The following is a 16,485-nucleotide window of genomic DNA, read 5'->3' on the forward strand; positions in this document are numbered from 1 at the left end:
GGTCCCCGCGGGTTCAGCCGCGCCGGTCCACGTACTCGAACACCGACCCGTCCGGATGCACGGCCAGCAGATTGCGGCCCCCCGGCGTCGGCACCGGCCCGGCGACGACCCGGGCGCCCAGCTCGGCCAGCAGCCGGTGCGCCTCGTCCACGTCCCGCACGGCGATCGTCGCCGACACCTTCCGCAGGATCTCCAGCTCCGTCTCCGGGCCGCTCATCAGCAGGAAGGAACCGACCGCGGCGACCTCGACCTCGCCGCGCCGGAAGCGCTGCGCCCTGCCGCCCGCCAGACGCTCGTAGAAGGGGACGGCGGCTTCGAGGTCGTCGACGCAGATGCGCAGCGAGGCGCCCAGAATCTCCATACGGCAGAGCCTAGTTGGGCCGACCGGGCCGCGCAGGGCCACGGCGTTACCGGCTGTGCGCAGCGGGTACCCGCAGGGTATGGACCGCATCGATCACCTGGAACATCTGGACAAGCACCTTGTCGAAGAACTGGCACAGGTGGCACGCGAGACGGTACGGGACGAACTGCGCGAGCAGAGCCGCAAGCAGCGGCGGACCGCCATGCTCTACGCCGCGTCGGGTGCCGCCGCCCTCTACGCGGGCGGTGCCGTGGCTCTCGCCGTGGGCCTGGCCCTGGCGACCGGACTGCCCGGCTGGGCCGCCGCGCTGATCACCGCCGCACTGCTGGCCGTGGTGGCGTACGTGCTGCGCGGAGCCGCCCGTCCCGGCCACGGTCACGGGAACGACACCCCGCACGCCCCGCACCGGGTCGTCGGCGGCACCGCGCCGGGCGCCCCGCCCGGCGGCCTGGGCGGCATGCCGTACCCGCCGGCGCCGCCGCAGCCCCCGACCGATCCCGACACCCCGCACCACCGGGCCTGACCCGTTCCGGGCCCTGCCCCGGCGCTCCGTCCGGCGGAGGCCGGGGCAGGGCCGAAGGCCGTGACGGCTCCCGGTACCGGCACTCAGTCCCGGTCGAGCCGCGGCAGCACCTTCGTGCGGTAGAAGTCGAAGAACCCCCGCTGGTCGGGTCCGATCTGGTTCACGTACACCCGGTCGAAGCCGGCGTCGGAGAACGCCCGCAGCGCGGCGGCGTGCTGGTCGGCGTCGTCCCCGCACACCACCTTCTCCCGCACCATCTCCTCGGTGACCAGCTCGTGCAGCTGCTCGAAGTGGCGCGGCGAGGGCAGCACCTGCCCCATCTCGCCGGGCAGCAGCTCGTTGTACCAGAGCCCGTGCACCGTACGGACGCAACTGTCGCGGTCGGTGCCGTGACAGACCTTCGTGCCGCCGCTGACGAGACCGGTCCCGCCCCCGCCCTTGCGGTACCGGGTGACCATCTCCTCCTCCGGCATCATCGTGATGTAGCCGTCGCCCACGCGGGCGGCCAGCGCGGTCGCCTTCGGGCCGAAGCCGGAGATGTCGATCGGCACGGGCTCGTCGGGGACGGTGTAGAGACGCGCGTTCTCCACCGTGTAGTGGGTGCCGTGATGGCTGACCTCCTCGCCGGTGAACAGCCGGCGCATCACCTGGATCGACTCCTCCAGCATCTCCAGGCGCACGTGCAGCGGCGGCCAGGCGTCGCCGAGGATGTGCTCGTTCAGCGCCTCACCGGTGCCGACGCCGAGCCTGAAGCGCCCGCCGGTCATCACCGCGCTCGTCGCCGCGGCCTGCGCCACCACCGCGGGGTGCATCCGTACGGTCGGGCAGGTCACGGCCGTCTCGATGGGCAGCGACACGGCCTGGGAGAGCGCGCCGATCACCGACCACACGAAGGGGCTCTGCCCCTGTGCGTCGTTCCACGGGTGGTAGTGGTCGGAGATCCACAGGGCCTGGAAGCCGGCCTGCTCGGCCATCCGGGCCTGTTCGACGAGGGCGGCGGGGTCGTGTTCCTCGCACGCCAGGAAATAGCCGTACTCGGGCATGGGTGCCTCCGCGCGGGCGGCTCGGGATGCGGGGGGGGGAGTCGGTCCGGGGCCGGGTAACCGGGGGCGGCCCCGGCGAAACGCCGCCGCGCGCCCGCGCGCCCGGCGTACGGGTGACCCGCCCGGCCTTTGGGTGCCCCGGCCCCTGTTACGCGGAAGTCCTTGGGGGAGCACACCCCCGGGTGCGCCCCGCCCGCGAACGCGTCCGGGGACGCCACCGGCCGGGTGCCGGACGCCGTACCGCCGCGCCAGGGCGTCCGGCGGGCCCGCACGGGCCCGGCCGGCCCGGCCCCACCGGGTCAGCTGCGCGGCCACCGGGCGGCCCGGACCGGCCGTCCGCACACCCGGGAGGCCGACCATGACGCGCGAGACCGGCCGGATGCACGCCACGCACGAGGAGGACCGGCGCGGCGCGGACCCCGCACGCGACCAGCCTGACGGTGAGCCCGCCAGGAACCAGCCCGGCGGTGAGCCCGCGCGCAGCCAGCCGGGTGGCGAGCCCGCCGGCGACCAGCCCGGCGGTGAGCCCGCCCAGGCCGGCCCGGAGCGTCCGGCCCCCGGCCCCGTCAGGCGCACCGACACCCCCGGGACCCGCGACACCCCCGGCCCCCGGACCGCGCGGCCCCGCCCGACTGAGCGCACAGGCGGCACGCCGTACGCGGCACCCCGTACGCAGCACGCCGAGACCAAGGAGACTCATGGAGACCGCCGAACTGGCCGAACTGGGACAGCAGCTGCGCGTGGACAGCGTGCGGGCGTCCGCCGCCGCGGAATCCGGGCATCCCACGTCCTCGATGTCCGCCGCCGATCTGGTGGCCGTCCTGCTCGCGAACCATCTGCGCTACGACTTCGAACGCCCCGAGCACCCCGCGAACGACCGCTTCGTGCTCTCCAAGGGACACGCCTCGCCCCTGCTGTACGCCGCGTACAAGGCGGCCGGCGCCATCGAGGACGGCGAACTCGTCACCTTCCGCAAGCTCGGCAGCCGGCTGGAGGGCCACCCGACGCCGCGGCGGCTGCCCTGGGTCGAGACGGCCACCGGCTCCCTCGGCCAGGGCCTGCCGGTCGGGGTCGGCATCGCCCTCGCCGGCAAGCGGCTGGAGCGCACCGACTACCGGGTCTGGGTGCTGTGCGGTGACAGCGAACTGGCGGAGGGCTCGGTGTGGGAGGCCGCCGAACACGCCGGCTTCGAGAACCTCGACAACCTGATCGCGATCGTGGACGTCAACCGGCTCGGGCAGCGCGGCCCCACCCGGCACGGCCACGACCTGGACGCCTACGCCCGCCGGTTCCAGGCGTTCGGCTGGCACACCATCGAGATCGACGGGCACGACGTCGACAAGATCGACCGGGCGTACGGCGAGGCGCTGTCCACGAGCGGGCAGCCCACCGTGATCCTCGCCCGCACCCTCAAGGGCAAGGGCGTCGCCGCCGTCCAGGACCGCGAGGGCCTGCACGGCAAACCGCTGCCCGAAGCCGAGGAGGCCATCGCCGAACTCGGCGGGCCGCGCGAGCTGAACCTCCGGGTCGGCGAGCCGCAGGCCGCCGCCGCGCCGCGCTCGGTCACCACCGGGGCCCTCGAGCTGCCGTCCTTCGACCTGGGGGAGGAGGTCGCCACCCGGGACGCCTTCGGCAAGGCCCTCGCCGCGCTCGGCGCCGCCCGCGGTGACGTCGTCGCCCTGGACGGCGAGGTCGGCGACTCCACCCGCACCGAGGAGTTCGGCAAGGCCCATCCCGACCGGTTCTTCGAGTGCTACATCGCCGAGCAGCAGCTCGTCGCGTCGGCCGTCGGCATGGCCGTCCGGGGCTGGGTGCCGTACGCCTCGACGTTCGCCGCCTTCTTCTCCCGGGCCTACGACTTCGTGCGCATGGCGGCCATCAGCGGCTCCGGGATCAACCTGGTCGGCTCGCACGCGGGTGTCTCGATCGGGCAGGACGGGCCCTCGCAGATGGGCCTGGAGGATCTGGCGATGTTCCGGTCCGTGTACGGCTCGACCGTGCTCTACCCCTGCGACGGCAACCAGACCGCCAAGCTGGTCGCGGCCATGGCACGTCTCGACGGCATCCGCTATCTGCGCACCTCCCGCGGCAAGTCCCCGGTGATCTACGGGCCCGGCGAGGAGTTCCCGGTGGGCGGCAGCAAGACGCTGCGCTCCGGCGAGGACGACCGGCTGACCGTCGTCGCGGCCGGGGTCACCGTCCCCGAGGCGCTGGCCGCCGCCGACCGGCTCGCCGAGGACGGCATCCGGGTGCGGGTCATCGACCTGTACTCGGTCAAGCCGGTCGACGCCGAGACGCTGCGCCGGGCCGCCGAGGAGACCGGCTGCCTGCTCACCGTCGAGGACCACCACGCGGAGGGCGGCCTCGGTGACGCCGTCGCGGAGGCGTTCGGCGACGGCCGGCCCGTGCCCCGCCTGGTCCGGCTGGCGGTGCGCACCATGCCGGGCTCCGCCGCCCCCGACGAGCAGCTGCACGCGGCCGGCATCGACTCCGTGGGCATCGTGGCCGCCGCCAGGATGCTGGTGGAGGAGGCGGTCGTGCGATGAGCGACGGCGGCGCGCTGACGTTGCGCGCTGGCCGCCGCACGGTGGAGATCCGGCGGCCGGGGAAGGTCCTCTTCCCCGGCCGGCGGAGGTGCAAAGGAGTTCGACCGCCTGGTCTTCGACCTCGATCCGCCCGGTGACGACTTCGCCGCCGTCCGCGACGCCGCCGGCCGGCCGCGCGAGCTGCTGGATGAGCTGGGTCTGCCCACGGCGCCGATGACCACCGGCTCGCGCGGACTGTACCTCGTCATCCCGCTCGACGGCCGCCACGACTTCGACGCAGTTCGCCGATTCGCCCACGAGGTGGCCGAGTTCGCCGTCTCCCGGCACCCGGACCGGCTCACCACCGCCGCCCGCAAGCAGGACCGCGGTGACCGCCTCTACCTCGACGTGCAGCGCGACGCCTACGCGCAGACCGCCGTCGCCCCCTGCAGCGTGCGCGCCCTGCCGGGCGCGCCCGTCGCGGTGCCGCTGACCTGGGAACAGGTGGCCGACCCCGGCACCGGCGCCCGGCGCTGGACCCTCGCCGACGCCGTGGACCAGGCACGCACCCGCCCGTGGGCCGGCGCGCCGGCCCACGGGCGGTCCCTGAAGCCCGCCATGAGCCGCCTCGCGGCACTGCGTGGGTGACACACCTACCCGCTCTGACCAGGAGCGACGGTATGCGAGCGGCATGCATGTGCTCCTGAAGGTTTGGCCAGGGGTGTGGCGGCCACACGCAGGGAGAGGTGGCCATGTCGAACACAGAGAACACATCACAGTCACAAAGACCGCGGAAAAGGCACGACTCCGAGGAATCGCAGGCGTCACACGAGAACACGGGAAGCCCCGCGTCGGGCGGCCGCCGCCCGGCCCTCATGGAGGTACTGCGCCAAGCGCGCGCCCAGCTCGCCGAACTCACCGGCCTCGAACCCGAGTCGGTGTCCTCGTTCGAGCAGACGGAGGACGGGTGGTCTCTGGAGGTCGAGGTCCTGGAACTGTCGAGGGTCCCCGACACGATGAGCCTGATGGGCAGCTACCAGGTCGAACTGGACCCGCAGGGCCAGCTCACCGGGTACCGGCGCGTCCGCCGTTACGAACGCGGCAGGGCCGACGCGCGCGGCGGCCGGTGAGCCGCCGACCGCCCCGGCCCGTACACACCGCGACCTACTAGACAGCGACCGACAACACACGAGGAGGAATCGCCGGCATGACTGTTGTTCCGGCTCAGCAGAGCGGAGGTGGAGGCGGCAGCAGCGGCCTCTACGACGTACTTGAACTGGTCCTGGACCGGGGCCTCGTGATCGACGCGTTCGTCCGCGTCTCTCTGGTCGGCATCGAGATCCTGAAGATCGACGTCCGGGTCGTCGTGGCCAGCGTCGACACCTATCTCCGGTTCGCCGAGGCCTGTAACCGCCTCGACCTGGAGTCCGGCCCGAACAAGAGCCCGGGTCTGCCCGAGATCGTCGGCGAGGTCACCGAGTCCGGTGCCCGCGGCAAGTCCAAGGGGGCGCTGTCCGGCGCCGCGGAGACCATATCCGACGCCTTCAAGCAGGCGCGCTCGGAAGGGGAGACCCAGTCCCGTCCGCGTGCCCGTAAGGCCCCGGCGCGCCGGAAGGAGGAGCAGGAGTGAGCACCTACGTCTACGGGATCACCGCACGGTCCCACCCCGCGCTGCCCGAGGGCATGACCGGCGTGGGCCAGCCCGCCCGCCCGGTGCGGCTCCTCACGGCCGGGGAACTGACCGCCGTGGTCAGTGACGCCCCCGAGGACCTTCGCCCCAAGCGCAGGGACCTGCTCGCCCACCAGAACGTGCTGGCCGAGACCGGCGCGGGCGGCTGCATCCTGCCCATGCGCTTCGGCAGCGTCGCCGACGACGACGAGTCCGTCACCCAGGTGCTCGGAGCGCGGGCCGAGCACTACCAGGAACGGCTGCGGGAGCTGGACGGCAAGGTCGAGTACAACGTCAAGGCCACTCACGTCGAGGAGGCCGTCCTGCACCTGGTGATGGCCGAGAACGCGGACCTGCGCTCCCTCGCGGAGGCCAACCGCCGGGCCGGTGGCGGCAGCTACGACGACAAGATCCGCCTCGGCGAGATGGTGGCGTCCGCCGTCAAGGCCAAGGAGGCCGTGGACGCGCGCGAGGTGCATGACCTGCTGGCACCGGGCGCCGCCGCGGTCAGCGTGGGCCCCGAGTCCACCGGCTGGCTGCTGAACGTGTCGTTCCTGGTCGCGCGGGACTCGGCCGAGCGCTTCCTGGCCGCTGTCGAGCAGGTCCGCGAGAGCCACGCCCATCTGGAACTGCGCGTCAACGGACCGTTGCCGCCGTACAGCTTCGTCGAACCCGGCCCCGCCCAGTCGGCCGGCAGTACGGCCGGCGCGGGCGCCGGAGCGCAGTAGCGCTCTTCGGCCCGGACGGAGAGGAGAACACCGTGGGACTGATCGGTGAGGTGCTGATGCTGCCCTTCGCGCCCGTACGCGGCAGCGCGTGGGCCGTCAGGCAGGTGCTCCAGGAGGCGGAACGGATCTACTACGACCCCTCCACCGTCCGGGCCGAGCTCGCCCGCCTCGAGGAACAGCTGGAGGCGGGGGAGATCACCGAGGAGGAGTTCGACCGGCGCGAGGACGAACTGCTCGACCGGCTGGAGACCACAGCGCGCTCCGGCGACACCACAGGCAATGGAACGTGACATGAACCGAACGGCACTGGGCCTCGCCGTAGGGGCCGGATACATGCTCGGCCGCACGAAGAAACTGAAGATGGCGCTCGCCGTCGGTTCGTTCGTGGCCGGCAAGAAGCTCAACCTCAGTCCGAAGATGCTCGCCGACGTGGTCAGCCAGCAGCTCCAGAAGAATCCCCAGTTCAAGGAGATCGGGGACCAGCTGCGCAAGGACATGCGGGGCGTCGGCAAGGCCGCCACCGGGGCGATGGCCGAGCGGCAGATCAACGCGCTCGCCGACCGGTTGCACGGCCGCACCGCCCAGGTCCGCGACCAGCTGGCCGGCGTGACCTCGGGCGGCTCCGGCGACGAGGCGGACGGCGAGCGGGACGACGAGGACGACGAGGAATACGAGGAATCCGCGGACGAGTCCGCCGAGCCGGAGGACGAGCAGGAAGAGGAGCCGGACGAGGACGAGGAGCCGGAGGAGGAAGAGGAAGAGCCGGAGGAGGAAGAGGAGCCGGACGAGGGCGAGCCGCGGGACGAGGAGGAGACCGAGGAAGAGGAGGAGGAAGAGCCGGAGGAGGAGCCCGAGGAGGACGAGGAGCCGGAGGAGGAAGAGGAAGAGCCGGAGGAGGAAGAGGAAGAGGAGGAGGAGCCGGAGGAGAAGCCGGCGAAGAAGGCTCCCGCCAGGAAGGCTCCCGCGAAGAAGGCCCCTGCCGGGAAGGCCCCCGCCAAGAAGGCCCCTGCCGGGAAGGCTCCCGCGAAGAAGGCTCCGGCCAAGAAGGCTCCGGCCAAGAAGACCGCGGCCAAGAAGACCGCCCCGGCCAAGAAGACGGCCCCCGCGAAGAAGACGGCGGCCAAGAAGACGGGCACGGCCGGCAGGACGGCCGCGAAGAAGACGGGGTCGGCCGGCCGTACCACCCGGCGCGCGACCTCCCGGCGTTCGAAGGGCGGCGATGACCGATGACGGAGAACGTCGGATCGGCCACCTCCGCGGCCAAGGACAACCCGCTCAGCGCCCTCGCCCACAGCGAGGCCGCCGACCGGCTGAAGGAGGAGGCCCAGGAGTATCTGTCCGCACAGGCCACCCGGCTGCTGAGCGGCCTGGGGCGCAAGCTCGGTGAGACCACCGGCAAACTCAACGACATCGCCGAGGGCAACAGTCCGGGCTTCGCCAAGATGGCGCTCGAAGGCGGGCGCAAGCTCGCCGAGGGCAAGGGGCCCGTGCGCTCGGCGCTGGAGGTGGGCGCCTCCCGGGTCAAGGAGAACGTGATGGACGCCGTCAAGAACCTGGGGGGCGGCAAGGGCAAGAAGGGCGGCGCGGGCAAGAAGCCGGTCGTCATCATGGAGTCCGTCGACGTCGGCGTGCCGCTGCGCACCGCCTACGACCAGTGGACCCAGTACCAGGACTTCTCCACCTTCGCCAAGGGCGTCAAGAGCGCGGGCCGCTCCGACGACACCCAGTCCGACTGGCAGGCCAAGGTCTTCTGGTCCAGCCGCAGCTGGAAGGCGAAGACGACCGAGCAGGTGCCGGACTACCGCATCCAGTGGACGTCGGAGGGCGCCAAGGGCACCACCAAGGGCGTGGTCTCCTTCCATCGGCTGGAGGAGAACCTCACCCGGGTGCTGCTGGTCATGGAGTACTACCCGGTCGGCCTCTTCGAGAAGACCGGCAACATCTGGCGCGCCCAGGGCCGCCGGGCCAGGCTGGACCTGAAGAACTTCGCCCGCTTCATCACCCTCAAGGGTGAGGCGGAGGACGGCTGGCGCGGGGAGATACGCGACGGCGAGGTGGTCAAGAGCCACGAGGACGCCGTCGCCGAGGAGGAGTCCGAGAACGAGGAGAACGGCGAGAACGGCGAGGACGCCGAGGACGCCGAGGACGCCGAGGACTCCGGCGAGCCCGAGGCCGAGGCGGAGGACCAGGAGGACGGCGAGGCCGAGGAGGGCGACGAGGAGGGCTACGAGGACGAGGACGAGCCCGAGGGGTACGAGGACGAGGAAGAGGGCCCGTACGAGGACGAGGAGGCCGACGAGGACGAGGAGCCCGCGGAGGACGAGGAGGAACCCGCGGAGGGCGCGTACGAGGACGAGGACGAGGAAGAGTACGAAGAGGAAGAGGAACCTGAGTACGCCGAGAGCCGGGGCCGTCGATGACGATGCCCGGCCGCCTCCCCGAGCCCTATGGTCAGGGCTCGGGGGCCAACCTCGCCGACATCCTCGAGCGCGTGCTCGACAAGGGGATCGTCATCGCGGGTGACATCAGGATCAACCTGCTCGACATAGAGCTGCTCACCATCAAGCTGCGGCTCATCGTCGCCTCGGTGGACAAGGCGAAGGAAATGGGCATCGACTGGTGGGAGACGGATCCGGCTCTCTCCTCCGGTGCCCGCCGGGACGAGCTGGCCCGGGAGAACGCCGAGCTGAGAGAACGCCTTGCCCGGCTGGAGGAACTGGAGTCGGGCCGCGCGCCGAAGGAGGCCCCATGACCGGACTGCGGTACGTCTACGCCGTCTGCCGCCCCTTCGGGACGCCCCTGCAGGCCCAGCTGACGGGCATCGGGGGCGCCCCGCCGGCTCTCGTGCGCCATCACGGGCTGGTCGCGGTCGTGAGTACGGTCCCGGAGGCCGACTTCTCCGAGGAGGCGCTGAAGGCCCACCTGGAGGACCTGGACTGGCTGTCCGCGACCGCGCGTGCTCACCAGGGCGTGATCGACGCGCTCACCACGGTCACCACTCCGCTGCCGCTGCGGCTCGCGACCGTCTTCCGGGACGACAGCGCCTTGCGCACCATGATCGAGACCCGGGAGGAGAGCTTCCGGCGCCTGCTCGACCGCCTGGACGGCCGGGTCGAGTGGGGGGTGAAGGTGTACCTGGAGGAGGAGCCGGCGGCCGAGCCGGCTGCCGCGGCGAAGCCCGCGAGCGGACGGGACTACCTGCGCCGCCGGCGCGAGCAGAGCCACGCGCAGGAGGACAGGTGGCAGCGGGCGGAGACGTTCGCGCGGTCCCTGCACGAGCGCCTCTCCGGCCCCGCCGAGGACCACCGGCTGCACCCCCCGCAGAACGCGGCGCTCTCCGGCGCCGCGGGGCGCAATGTGCTCAACGCGGCCTATCTGGTGCCGCGCGCGCATTCCGAGGAATTCGTGGAACTGGTCGACCGTACGAAGGACGAGGAGCCCGGCATCCGGGTGGAACTCACCGGCCCCTGGGCCGCTTACTCGTTCTCCTCCGAGGACGTGGCGGCGGAGGAGGTGCGGTGACCGTAGTCGAACGCCGCGAGATCGCCCTGGTCGACCTCCTGGACCGGCTGCTGGCCGGCGGGGTCGTCCTCACCGGCGACATCACGCTGCGCATCGCGGACGTCGATCTGGTCCGCATCGACCTCAACGCCCTGATCAGCTCCGTGAACGAGCAGGTCCCGTCGCCCTTCGAGGAACTCACATGACCGAGAGCCCGGCCGAGGGCCCGCGGCGCAACCGGCTCGACCTGGAACCCGACACCGTCGAGCGTGACCTGGTGAAACTCGTGCTCACCGTGGTCGAGCTGCTGCGCCAGCTCATGGAGCGCCAGGCCGTGCGGCGCTTCGACACCGGGGACCTGACCGAGGAGCAGGAGGAGCGGATCGGGCTCACCCTGATGCTGCTGGAGGACCGGATGGCCGAGCTGCGCGACCGCTACGGTCTGCGGCCCGAGGACCTCAACCTGGACCTCGGGCCGCTCGGGCCGCTGCTTCCCCGCGACTGACTCACCGGCCGCCGGCCTGCGTCACCACCGGTACCAGGCCGCCGGCCTGCGTCACCACCGGTACCAGGCCGCCGGCCGGCGTCACCACCGGTACCAGGCCGCCAGACGGCGTCACCACCGGTACCAGCGGCCCTGGCCGCCGCCCGCGCCCGTGCCGCGGAACAGGAACCCCAGCAGCCAGATGATCAGCACCGCCAAGGCGACCCACCACAGGATCTTCAGCGCGAATCCGGCACCGAAGAGAAGCAGTACCAGAAGCAGTACGAGCAGGATGGGGACCATGGTGCGCACCTCCTGCGCGCCGGGTTTCCCGCGATGCGCGGATCAGGCTCCCTTCCGGCACAGGATCTCCCCGTGCAGGACCGCGAACCAGCCGTCCTCCCGCCGGCCCCACTCCCGCCAGGCCTCCGAGACCGCCCGCAGCTGCTCCGCCGTCGCGTGACCGCCCTCCCTGACCCGGTCGGCGTAGGCGGAGGCGAGGGTGCGGTCCGCCCACAGGCCGCTCCACCAGGCCCGCTCATCGGGCGTGGCGAACGTCCAGGTGCTCGAGGTGGCGGTGATGTCCCGCAGCCCGGCGGCCCGCGCCCACGCCGTCAGCCGGCGCCCGGCGTCGGGCTCGCCGCCGTTGGCGCGGGCCACCCGCTCGTACAGGTCCAGCCAGTCGTCCAGGCCGGGCGGCGCCGGGTACCAGGTCATCGCCCCGTAGTCCGCGTCGCGTACGGCGATGAACCCGCCCGGCCGCGTCACCCGGTGCATCTCGCGCAGCGCTTGCACCGGGTCGCCCACGTGCTGGAGCACCTGGTGGGCGTGGACCACGCAGAACGTGTCGTCCGGGTGGTCCAGGGCGTGCACGTCGGCCACCGCGAAGTCCACGTTCGTCAGGCCGCGGGCGGCGGCGGTGGCCCGGGCCTGCTCCAGGACGCCGGGGGCGTGGTCGACGCCGGTGACATGGCCGTCCGGGACCAGTTCCGCCAGGTCGGCGGTGATGGTGCCGGGGCCGCAGCCGATGTCCAGGACGCGCATGCCGGGCTCCAGCGCGCCGAGCAGATAGGCCGCGGAGTTGGCGGCGATCCGCCAGGTGTGCGAACGCAGCACCGACTCGTGGTGCCCGTGCGTGTAGACGGCGGTCTCCTGCGCCTTCGGCATGGCTGTACCCCTTCACCCCTCGTCGGCGGACCGGACGGCCCGTCCACCGGTCCGCCCGACGGTACGCCCGCCCCCCGAATGATGAGATAGGGGTTTCACAGTACGGACTGACAGTTTGTCAGGCGGATGCGTCGAGCGGGCGGTACACCGTCAGGGCCTCGGGCAGCTTCTCCAGCCGCACCTCGCCCGACACGGTCGTCACCTCGCCGTCGTAGGCCAGCGGGGTGCCGGGGGCGATGCCGGTCAGCCGCAGCCGGTTCACCTGCACCGCCGCGTGCGCGGGCGACCGGGTCAGCGGGCCCGCGGCCGCCGCCGCGAGCAGCCGCAGCGCGGGCCTGCGGCTGCCGTGCACCGCCCGCACGTCCAGCAGGCCGTCCGCGAGATCGGTCCGGCGGCCCGGGGCGAGACCCATCCGGTGGTAGACGCCGTTGCCGACGAACAGCAGCCACAGCGGCCGCCGTTCACCGCCCGCCACCACCTCCAGCGGATGCCGGCCGGCCCGCAGCACCCGCAGGGCCCCGAGGACCCCGGCCGACCAGCCGCCGATCCGGTGCGACCAGCGGTCCCGCGCCCGCACCAGCTCCGGGTACACACCGAGGCTGAGCGTGTTCAGGAACACGCCCTCCGTGTCCCCGGAGGTGAACCGGCCCACGTCCACCCGGACCGCCTCGCCGTGCCGGACCGCCCGGGCCAGCTGCCGTTCGTCCTCCACGCCCAGGTCGTAGGCGAAGTGGTTGAGGGTGCCGCCGGGCAGCACCGCGAGCGGCAGACCGTGCCGCAGGGCGGCCCCGGCCGCCGCGTTCACCGTGCCGTCACCGCCGCACACCCCGAGCACCCGCGCCCGGGCCGCCGCCTTCTCCAGCTCTTCGGCGACGTCCTCCGGCGCACACTCGACGATCTCCGCCTCGGGCAGCGCGTCGTGCAGCGCGCGCACCCGGTCCGCCGTGCCCGACCCCTGGTTGGCGACCACCACCAGTCCGTCGCCCTCGGGCAGCGCCGGGGCCGCGGCCCGCGGGCGGGCGGAGTCCCGGACCTGGGCCCGGGTCGGCACCAGGCGCCGTACCAGGAAGGCGGCGCCCGCCCCGAGCGCGGCCCCGGCCAGCACGTCGCTCGGGAAGTGCACCCCCGTGTACACGCGGGACGCCGCCACCGAGAACGCGACCGGCGCCACCGCCGCACCCCACGCCGGCGACTCCAGGGCGACCCCGGTCGCGAAGGCCGCGGCGGAGGCGGCGTGCCCGGACGGGAAGGACGTGGTGATCGGCTGCTGCTTCAGCCGCCGCACCAGCGGCACCGGATCCAGCGCCGGCCGCGCCCGGCGCACCGATGCCTTGCCGACGGTGTTGATCGTCAGTGAGGCCAGGCCGAGCGAGGCCAGCCCGCGGACCGCCGCCCGGCGTCCCCGCGGCGTACGGCTCGCAGCCATCGCGGCGGCCACCCCGAACCACAGCACGCCGTGGTTCGCGCTGCGGCTCAGCCGGGGCAGCACCCGCTCGGCGCCCGGCCAGTGCCAGTCGGCGGCGGCCTGGAAGAGTCGGCCGTCGAGTGTGAGGGCCGTGCGCAGCGGGGTCCGGGCTGCGGAGGCGGGGACAGTCAGGTCCAGGTCTCGGCTCATGGGGTGCGCTTACCCGTAAGCGCACGATTCTTGTGCCCCCCACGCCGGGCGTCACCGCCCCGGGGGCCCGCGCAGGGGCTCGGGCGTCGCCGGGGCCGGCGCGGGCGCCGCCCGGCGCCGTTGATAACGGTTTGCCCCGGGTCCCGGGCGACCCGGAGAATGCCTGCCCATGGGACATCTGGAAGCCGCGCACCTCGAGTACCACCTCCCCGACGGCAGGACGCTGCTCGGTGACGTGTCCTTCCGGGTCGGTGAAGGCGCCGTCGTGGCCCTGGTCGGCCCGAACGGCGCCGGCAAGACCACTCTGCTGCGGTTGGTCTCCGGCGAGCTGAAGCCGCACGGCGGCACGGTCACCGTCGGTGGCGGCCTCGGCGTGATGCGCCAGTTCGTGGGCTCCGTACGCGACGAGACGACCGTACGGGACCTGCTCGTCTCCGTCGCCCCGCCCCGGCTCCGCCAGGCCGCGAAAGCCGTCGACGAGGCCGAGCACGCCCTCATGACCGTCGATGACGAAGCCGCCCAGATGGGGTACGCGCAGGCCCTCTCCGACTGGGCGGAGGCCCGCGGCTATGAGGCCGAGACCTTGTGGGACATGTGCACCACCGCCGCGCTCGGCATGCCGTACGAACGCGCCCAGTGGCGGCAGGTGCGCACGCTCTCCGGCGGCGAGCAGAAGCGGCTCGTGCTGGAGGCGCTGCTGCGCGGCACCGACGAGGTGCTGCTGCTGGACGAACCCGACAACTACCTCGACGTGCCCGGCAAGCGCTGGCTGGAGGAACAGCTGCGGGAGACCCGCAAGACGGTCCTGTTCGTCTCCCACGACCGTGAACTCCTCGCCCGCGCCGCCGAGAAGATCGTCTCCGTGGAGCCGGGTCCGGCCGGCGCCGACGCCTGGGTGCACGGCGGCGGCTTCGCCACCTACCACGAGGCCCGCCGGGAACGCTTCGCCCGCTTCGAGGAACTGCGCCGCCGCTGGGACGAGAAGCACGCCCAGCTGAAGAAGCTCGTCCTCAGCCTCCGGCAGGCCGCCGCCGTCAGCCATGAGATGGCCTCCCGCTACCAGGCCGCGCAGACCCGCCTGCGCAAGTTCGAGGAGGCCGGCCCGCCGCCGGAGCCGCCCCGCGAGCAGGACATCACCATGCGCCTGAAGGGCGGCCGGACCGGCATCCGGGCCGTCACCTGCGAGGGGCTGGAGCTGACCGGCCTGATGCAGCCGTTCGACCTGGAGGTCTTCTACGGCGAACGGGTCGCCGTGCTCGGCTCCAACGGCTCCGGCAAGTCACACTTCCTGCGCCTGCTCGCCGGCGAGGACGTGACGCACACGGGACAGTGGAAGCTGGGCGCGCGCGTCGTACCCGGCCACTTCGCCCAGACCCACGCCCACCCCGAACTGCGGGGCCGCACCCTCCTCGACATCCTGTGGAAGGAACACGCCCAGGACCGCGGGGCCGCCATGTCCCGGCTGCGCCGCTACGAACTGACCCAGCAGGCCGAACAGAGCTTCGACCGGCTCTCCGGCGGCCAGCAGGCCCGGTTCCAGATCCTGCTGCTGGAGCTCGCGGGCGCGACCGCGCTCCTCCTGGACGAGCCGACCGACAACCTTGACCTGGAGTCCGCCGAGGCCCTCCAGGAGGGGCTGGAGGCGTTCGAGGGGACGGTCCTCGCGGTCACCCACGACCGCTGGTTCGCCCGCTCCTTCGACCGCTTCCTGGTCTTCGGCAGCGACGGCCGGGTCCGCGAGACCCCCGAACCGGTCTGGGACGAACGCCGGGTCGAGCGCGCCCGGTGACTGCTCCAGAAAACGTCCGGGGGCAGCGGGTGCCGGGCGGGGTACCCGGACCGCATGAACGAACACGATGAGCGGGGCACCACGACGACCGGAGTCGACCCCAGCCGGCTGGACGACCAGCAGCTCATGAAGGAGCTGGAGACGATCCACCGCACGCGCCACGACACCCTCCTGTACGGCTCGAACGACGCGCTGCGGGCCCACAACGAGCGCATGGCGCAGCTGGAGGGCGAGTTCCTGCGCCGCAACCCGCGCCGCCTGGTCAGCGCGTCCCGCACCCGCGAGGGCGCGCGGGAGCGGGGCAGTGGCGAGACGGCGGCCCCGGGCACCTCGGGCACCTGACCGCCCGCGGCGACCGGCACCGGCGGCACCCCGGGCAGCAGCAGGGGCCGGTCCGTGGTGGCCGGCCCCTGCTGCTCCCCGGGATACGGTCAGCCGGCCGTCTCGCCGGCGAACACGTGCAGGAACGCGTCGCAGAACGCTTTCAGGTCGTCCGGCTTGCGGCTGGTCACCAGCTTGTTGGAACCGTGGTCGCAGATCTTCACCTGCTCGTCCACCCAGGTCCCGCCGGCGTTCTCGACGTCCGTGCGCAGACTCGGCCAGGACGTCAGCACCCGGCCGCGCACGACACCGGCCTCCACCAGCGTCCACGGCGCGTGGCAGATCGCGGCGACCGGACGCCCCTGCTCGAAGAAGTCCTTCACGAACGCGACGGCCTTCTCGTCCATCCGCAGGAAGTCCGGGTTGGCGACGCCGCCCGGCAGCACCAGACCGCCGAACGACCCGGCCGACGCCTCGCCCACCACCTCGTCCACAGGGAACGTGTCCGCCTTGTCCAGGTGGTTGAACGCCTGGATGCTCCCGGGTTCCGTCGACACCAGCACCGGCTCGTGCCCCGCTTCGGAGGCCGCCTGCCACGGCGCGGTCAGCTCCACCTGTTCGACGCCCTCGGGGGCCACCAGAAACGCGATACGCATGATCCTCAGCTTCCTTTCCCTTTCCGTGACACGGCCCGGTGCGCCCGGGCCCGCCGCTTCCCGTCCCGGGCCACCCGCCGGCACCGCACCGGTTCCTCGCCGT

Annotated in this window: 20 protein-coding genes and 1 pseudogene; 15 read left to right on the plus strand and 6 right to left on the minus strand. The window is 72.9% G+C overall.

Annotated features, from left to right (window positions below; genetic code table 11):
* Window positions 1-13 precede the first annotated feature (13 nt).
* Window positions 14-361 (minus strand): VOC family protein, encoded by a 348-nt coding sequence (locus ACGFT1_RS07720; protein WP_356825067.1) that lies wholly within the window; start codon window positions 359-361, stop codon window positions 14-16.
* A gap of 79 nt (window positions 362-440) precedes the next feature.
* Here ACGFT1_RS07720 and ACGFT1_RS07725 point away from each other — a divergent pair, with 79 nt between their 5' ends.
* On the plus strand, window positions 441-884 hold the full coding sequence (locus ACGFT1_RS07725) for a phage holin family protein (protein WP_373908118.1): 444 nt from the start codon (window positions 441-443) through the stop codon (window positions 882-884).
* An 83-nt stretch (window positions 885-967) separates the two neighbouring features.
* Here ACGFT1_RS07725 and ACGFT1_RS07730 read toward each other — a convergent pair whose 3' ends face one another.
* Entirely contained in the window at window positions 968-1,927 is a 960-nt protein-coding gene (locus ACGFT1_RS07730) for an LLM class F420-dependent oxidoreductase (RefSeq protein ID WP_373908119.1), read from the minus strand.
* Between the two features lie 698 nt (window positions 1,928-2,625).
* Here ACGFT1_RS07730 and ACGFT1_RS07735 point away from each other — a divergent pair.
* The 12 genes and pseudogenes from ACGFT1_RS07735 to ACGFT1_RS07790 all read left to right on the plus strand — a co-directional run bounded on the left by ACGFT1_RS07735 (window position 2,626) and on the right by ACGFT1_RS07790 (window position 10,855).
* Window positions 2,626-4,473: a transketolase gene (locus ACGFT1_RS07735; protein ID WP_373908120.1), complete on the plus strand. Its 1,848-nt coding sequence runs from the start codon at window positions 2,626-2,628 to the stop codon at window positions 4,471-4,473.
* Between the two features lie 99 nt (window positions 4,474-4,572).
* A pseudogene (locus tag ACGFT1_RS07740) lies at window positions 4,573-5,100 on the plus strand (DNA primase small subunit domain-containing protein); the annotation flags it as partial.
* Between the two features lie 104 nt (window positions 5,101-5,204).
* Window positions 5,205-5,582, plus strand: a complete 378-nt coding sequence (locus tag ACGFT1_RS07745) for a gas vesicle protein (protein ID WP_373908121.1) — start codon at window positions 5,205-5,207, stop codon at window positions 5,580-5,582.
* A gap of 77 nt (window positions 5,583-5,659) precedes the next feature.
* A complete protein-coding gene (locus tag ACGFT1_RS07750; protein WP_356825053.1) occupies window positions 5,660-6,082 on the plus strand; it encodes a gas vesicle structural protein GvpA in 423 nt (140 codons plus the stop codon).
* Window positions 6,079-6,849 carry a GvpL/GvpF family gas vesicle protein gene (locus ACGFT1_RS07755; RefSeq protein WP_373908122.1) on the plus strand — a complete coding sequence of 257 codons (771 nt, stop codon included), beginning with the start codon at window positions 6,079-6,081 and terminating at the stop codon, window positions 6,847-6,849. The genes ACGFT1_RS07750 and ACGFT1_RS07755 overlap by 4 nt, the downstream gene beginning before the upstream one ends.
* Before the next feature lie 32 nt (window positions 6,850-6,881).
* The gene (locus tag ACGFT1_RS07760; RefSeq protein ID WP_373908123.1) at window positions 6,882-7,139 is read left to right on the plus strand and encodes a gas vesicle protein GvpG; all 258 of its coding nucleotides are present in this window, start codon (window positions 6,882-6,884) and stop codon (window positions 7,137-7,139) included.
* Window position 7,140: 1 nt separating this feature from the next.
* Window positions 7,141-8,079 carry a DNA primase gene (locus tag ACGFT1_RS07765; protein ID WP_373908124.1) on the plus strand — a complete coding sequence of 313 codons (939 nt, stop codon included), beginning with the start codon at window positions 7,141-7,143 and terminating at the stop codon, window positions 8,077-8,079.
* Window positions 8,076-9,269 carry an SRPBCC family protein gene (locus tag ACGFT1_RS07770; RefSeq protein ID WP_373908125.1) on the plus strand — a complete coding sequence of 398 codons (1,194 nt, stop codon included), beginning with the start codon at window positions 8,076-8,078 and terminating at the stop codon, window positions 9,267-9,269. Before ACGFT1_RS07765 ends, ACGFT1_RS07770 begins: the two co-directional genes overlap by 4 nt.
* Entirely contained in the window at window positions 9,266-9,601 is a 336-nt protein-coding gene (locus tag ACGFT1_RS07775) for a gas vesicle protein (RefSeq protein WP_373908126.1), read from the plus strand. Before ACGFT1_RS07770 ends, ACGFT1_RS07775 begins: the two co-directional genes overlap by 4 nt.
* Window positions 9,598-10,371, plus strand: coding sequence for a GvpL/GvpF family gas vesicle protein (locus ACGFT1_RS07780; protein WP_373908127.1), 774 nt, complete (start codon window positions 9,598-9,600; stop codon window positions 10,369-10,371). Before ACGFT1_RS07775 ends, ACGFT1_RS07780 begins: the two co-directional genes overlap by 4 nt.
* Window positions 10,368-10,556: a gas vesicle protein gene (locus tag ACGFT1_RS07785; protein ID WP_121786038.1), complete on the plus strand. Its 189-nt coding sequence runs from the start codon at window positions 10,368-10,370 to the stop codon at window positions 10,554-10,556. The genes ACGFT1_RS07780 and ACGFT1_RS07785 overlap by 4 nt, the downstream gene beginning before the upstream one ends.
* Window positions 10,553-10,855: a gas vesicle protein K gene (locus ACGFT1_RS07790; RefSeq protein WP_373908128.1), complete on the plus strand. Its 303-nt coding sequence runs from the start codon at window positions 10,553-10,555 to the stop codon at window positions 10,853-10,855. The genes ACGFT1_RS07785 and ACGFT1_RS07790 overlap by 4 nt, the downstream gene beginning before the upstream one ends.
* A gap of 111 nt (window positions 10,856-10,966) precedes the next feature.
* Here the strand turns inward: ACGFT1_RS07790 and ACGFT1_RS07795 are convergent, their stop codons facing one another.
* The 3 genes from ACGFT1_RS07795 to ACGFT1_RS07805 form a co-directional block, all read right to left on the minus strand.
* Window positions 10,967-11,137, minus strand: coding sequence for a hydrophobic protein (locus ACGFT1_RS07795; RefSeq protein ID WP_373908129.1), 171 nt, complete (start codon window positions 11,135-11,137; stop codon window positions 10,967-10,969).
* A 42-nt stretch (window positions 11,138-11,179) separates the two neighbouring features.
* Window positions 11,180-12,001, minus strand: a complete 822-nt coding sequence (locus tag ACGFT1_RS07800; RefSeq protein WP_373908130.1) for a class I SAM-dependent methyltransferase — start codon at window positions 11,999-12,001, stop codon at window positions 11,180-11,182.
* A gap of 118 nt (window positions 12,002-12,119) precedes the next feature.
* The gene (locus ACGFT1_RS07805) at window positions 12,120-13,616 is read right to left on the minus strand and encodes a bifunctional phosphatase PAP2/diacylglycerol kinase family protein (RefSeq protein ID WP_373908131.1); all 1,497 of its coding nucleotides are present in this window, start codon (window positions 13,614-13,616) and stop codon (window positions 12,120-12,122) included.
* A 169-nt stretch (window positions 13,617-13,785) separates the two neighbouring features.
* On the opposite strand from ACGFT1_RS07805, the gene ACGFT1_RS07810 reads away from it, so the two are divergent.
* Together ACGFT1_RS07810 and ACGFT1_RS07815 are read left to right on the plus strand one after the other, a co-directional pair.
* Window positions 13,786-15,405: an ATP-binding cassette domain-containing protein gene (locus tag ACGFT1_RS07810; RefSeq protein ID WP_373908132.1), complete on the plus strand. Its 1,620-nt coding sequence runs from the start codon at window positions 13,786-13,788 to the stop codon at window positions 15,403-15,405.
* 54 nt (window positions 15,406-15,459) lie between these two features.
* Window positions 15,460-15,747: a DUF6158 family protein gene (locus ACGFT1_RS07815; protein WP_361996675.1), complete on the plus strand. Its 288-nt coding sequence runs from the start codon at window positions 15,460-15,462 to the stop codon at window positions 15,745-15,747.
* A gap of 89 nt (window positions 15,748-15,836) precedes the next feature.
* Here ACGFT1_RS07815 and ACGFT1_RS07820 read toward each other — a convergent pair whose 3' ends face one another.
* On the minus strand, window positions 15,837-16,382 hold the full coding sequence (locus ACGFT1_RS07820) for a type 1 glutamine amidotransferase domain-containing protein (RefSeq protein ID WP_373908133.1): 546 nt from the start codon (window positions 16,380-16,382) through the stop codon (window positions 15,837-15,839).
* Between the last annotated feature and the right edge of the window lie 103 nt (window positions 16,383-16,485).

Origin of the sequence: Streptomyces sp. Y20, from assembly GCF_043195475.1 — a bacterium.
GTDB lineage: Bacteria > Actinomycetota > Actinomycetes > Streptomycetales > Streptomycetaceae > Streptomyces.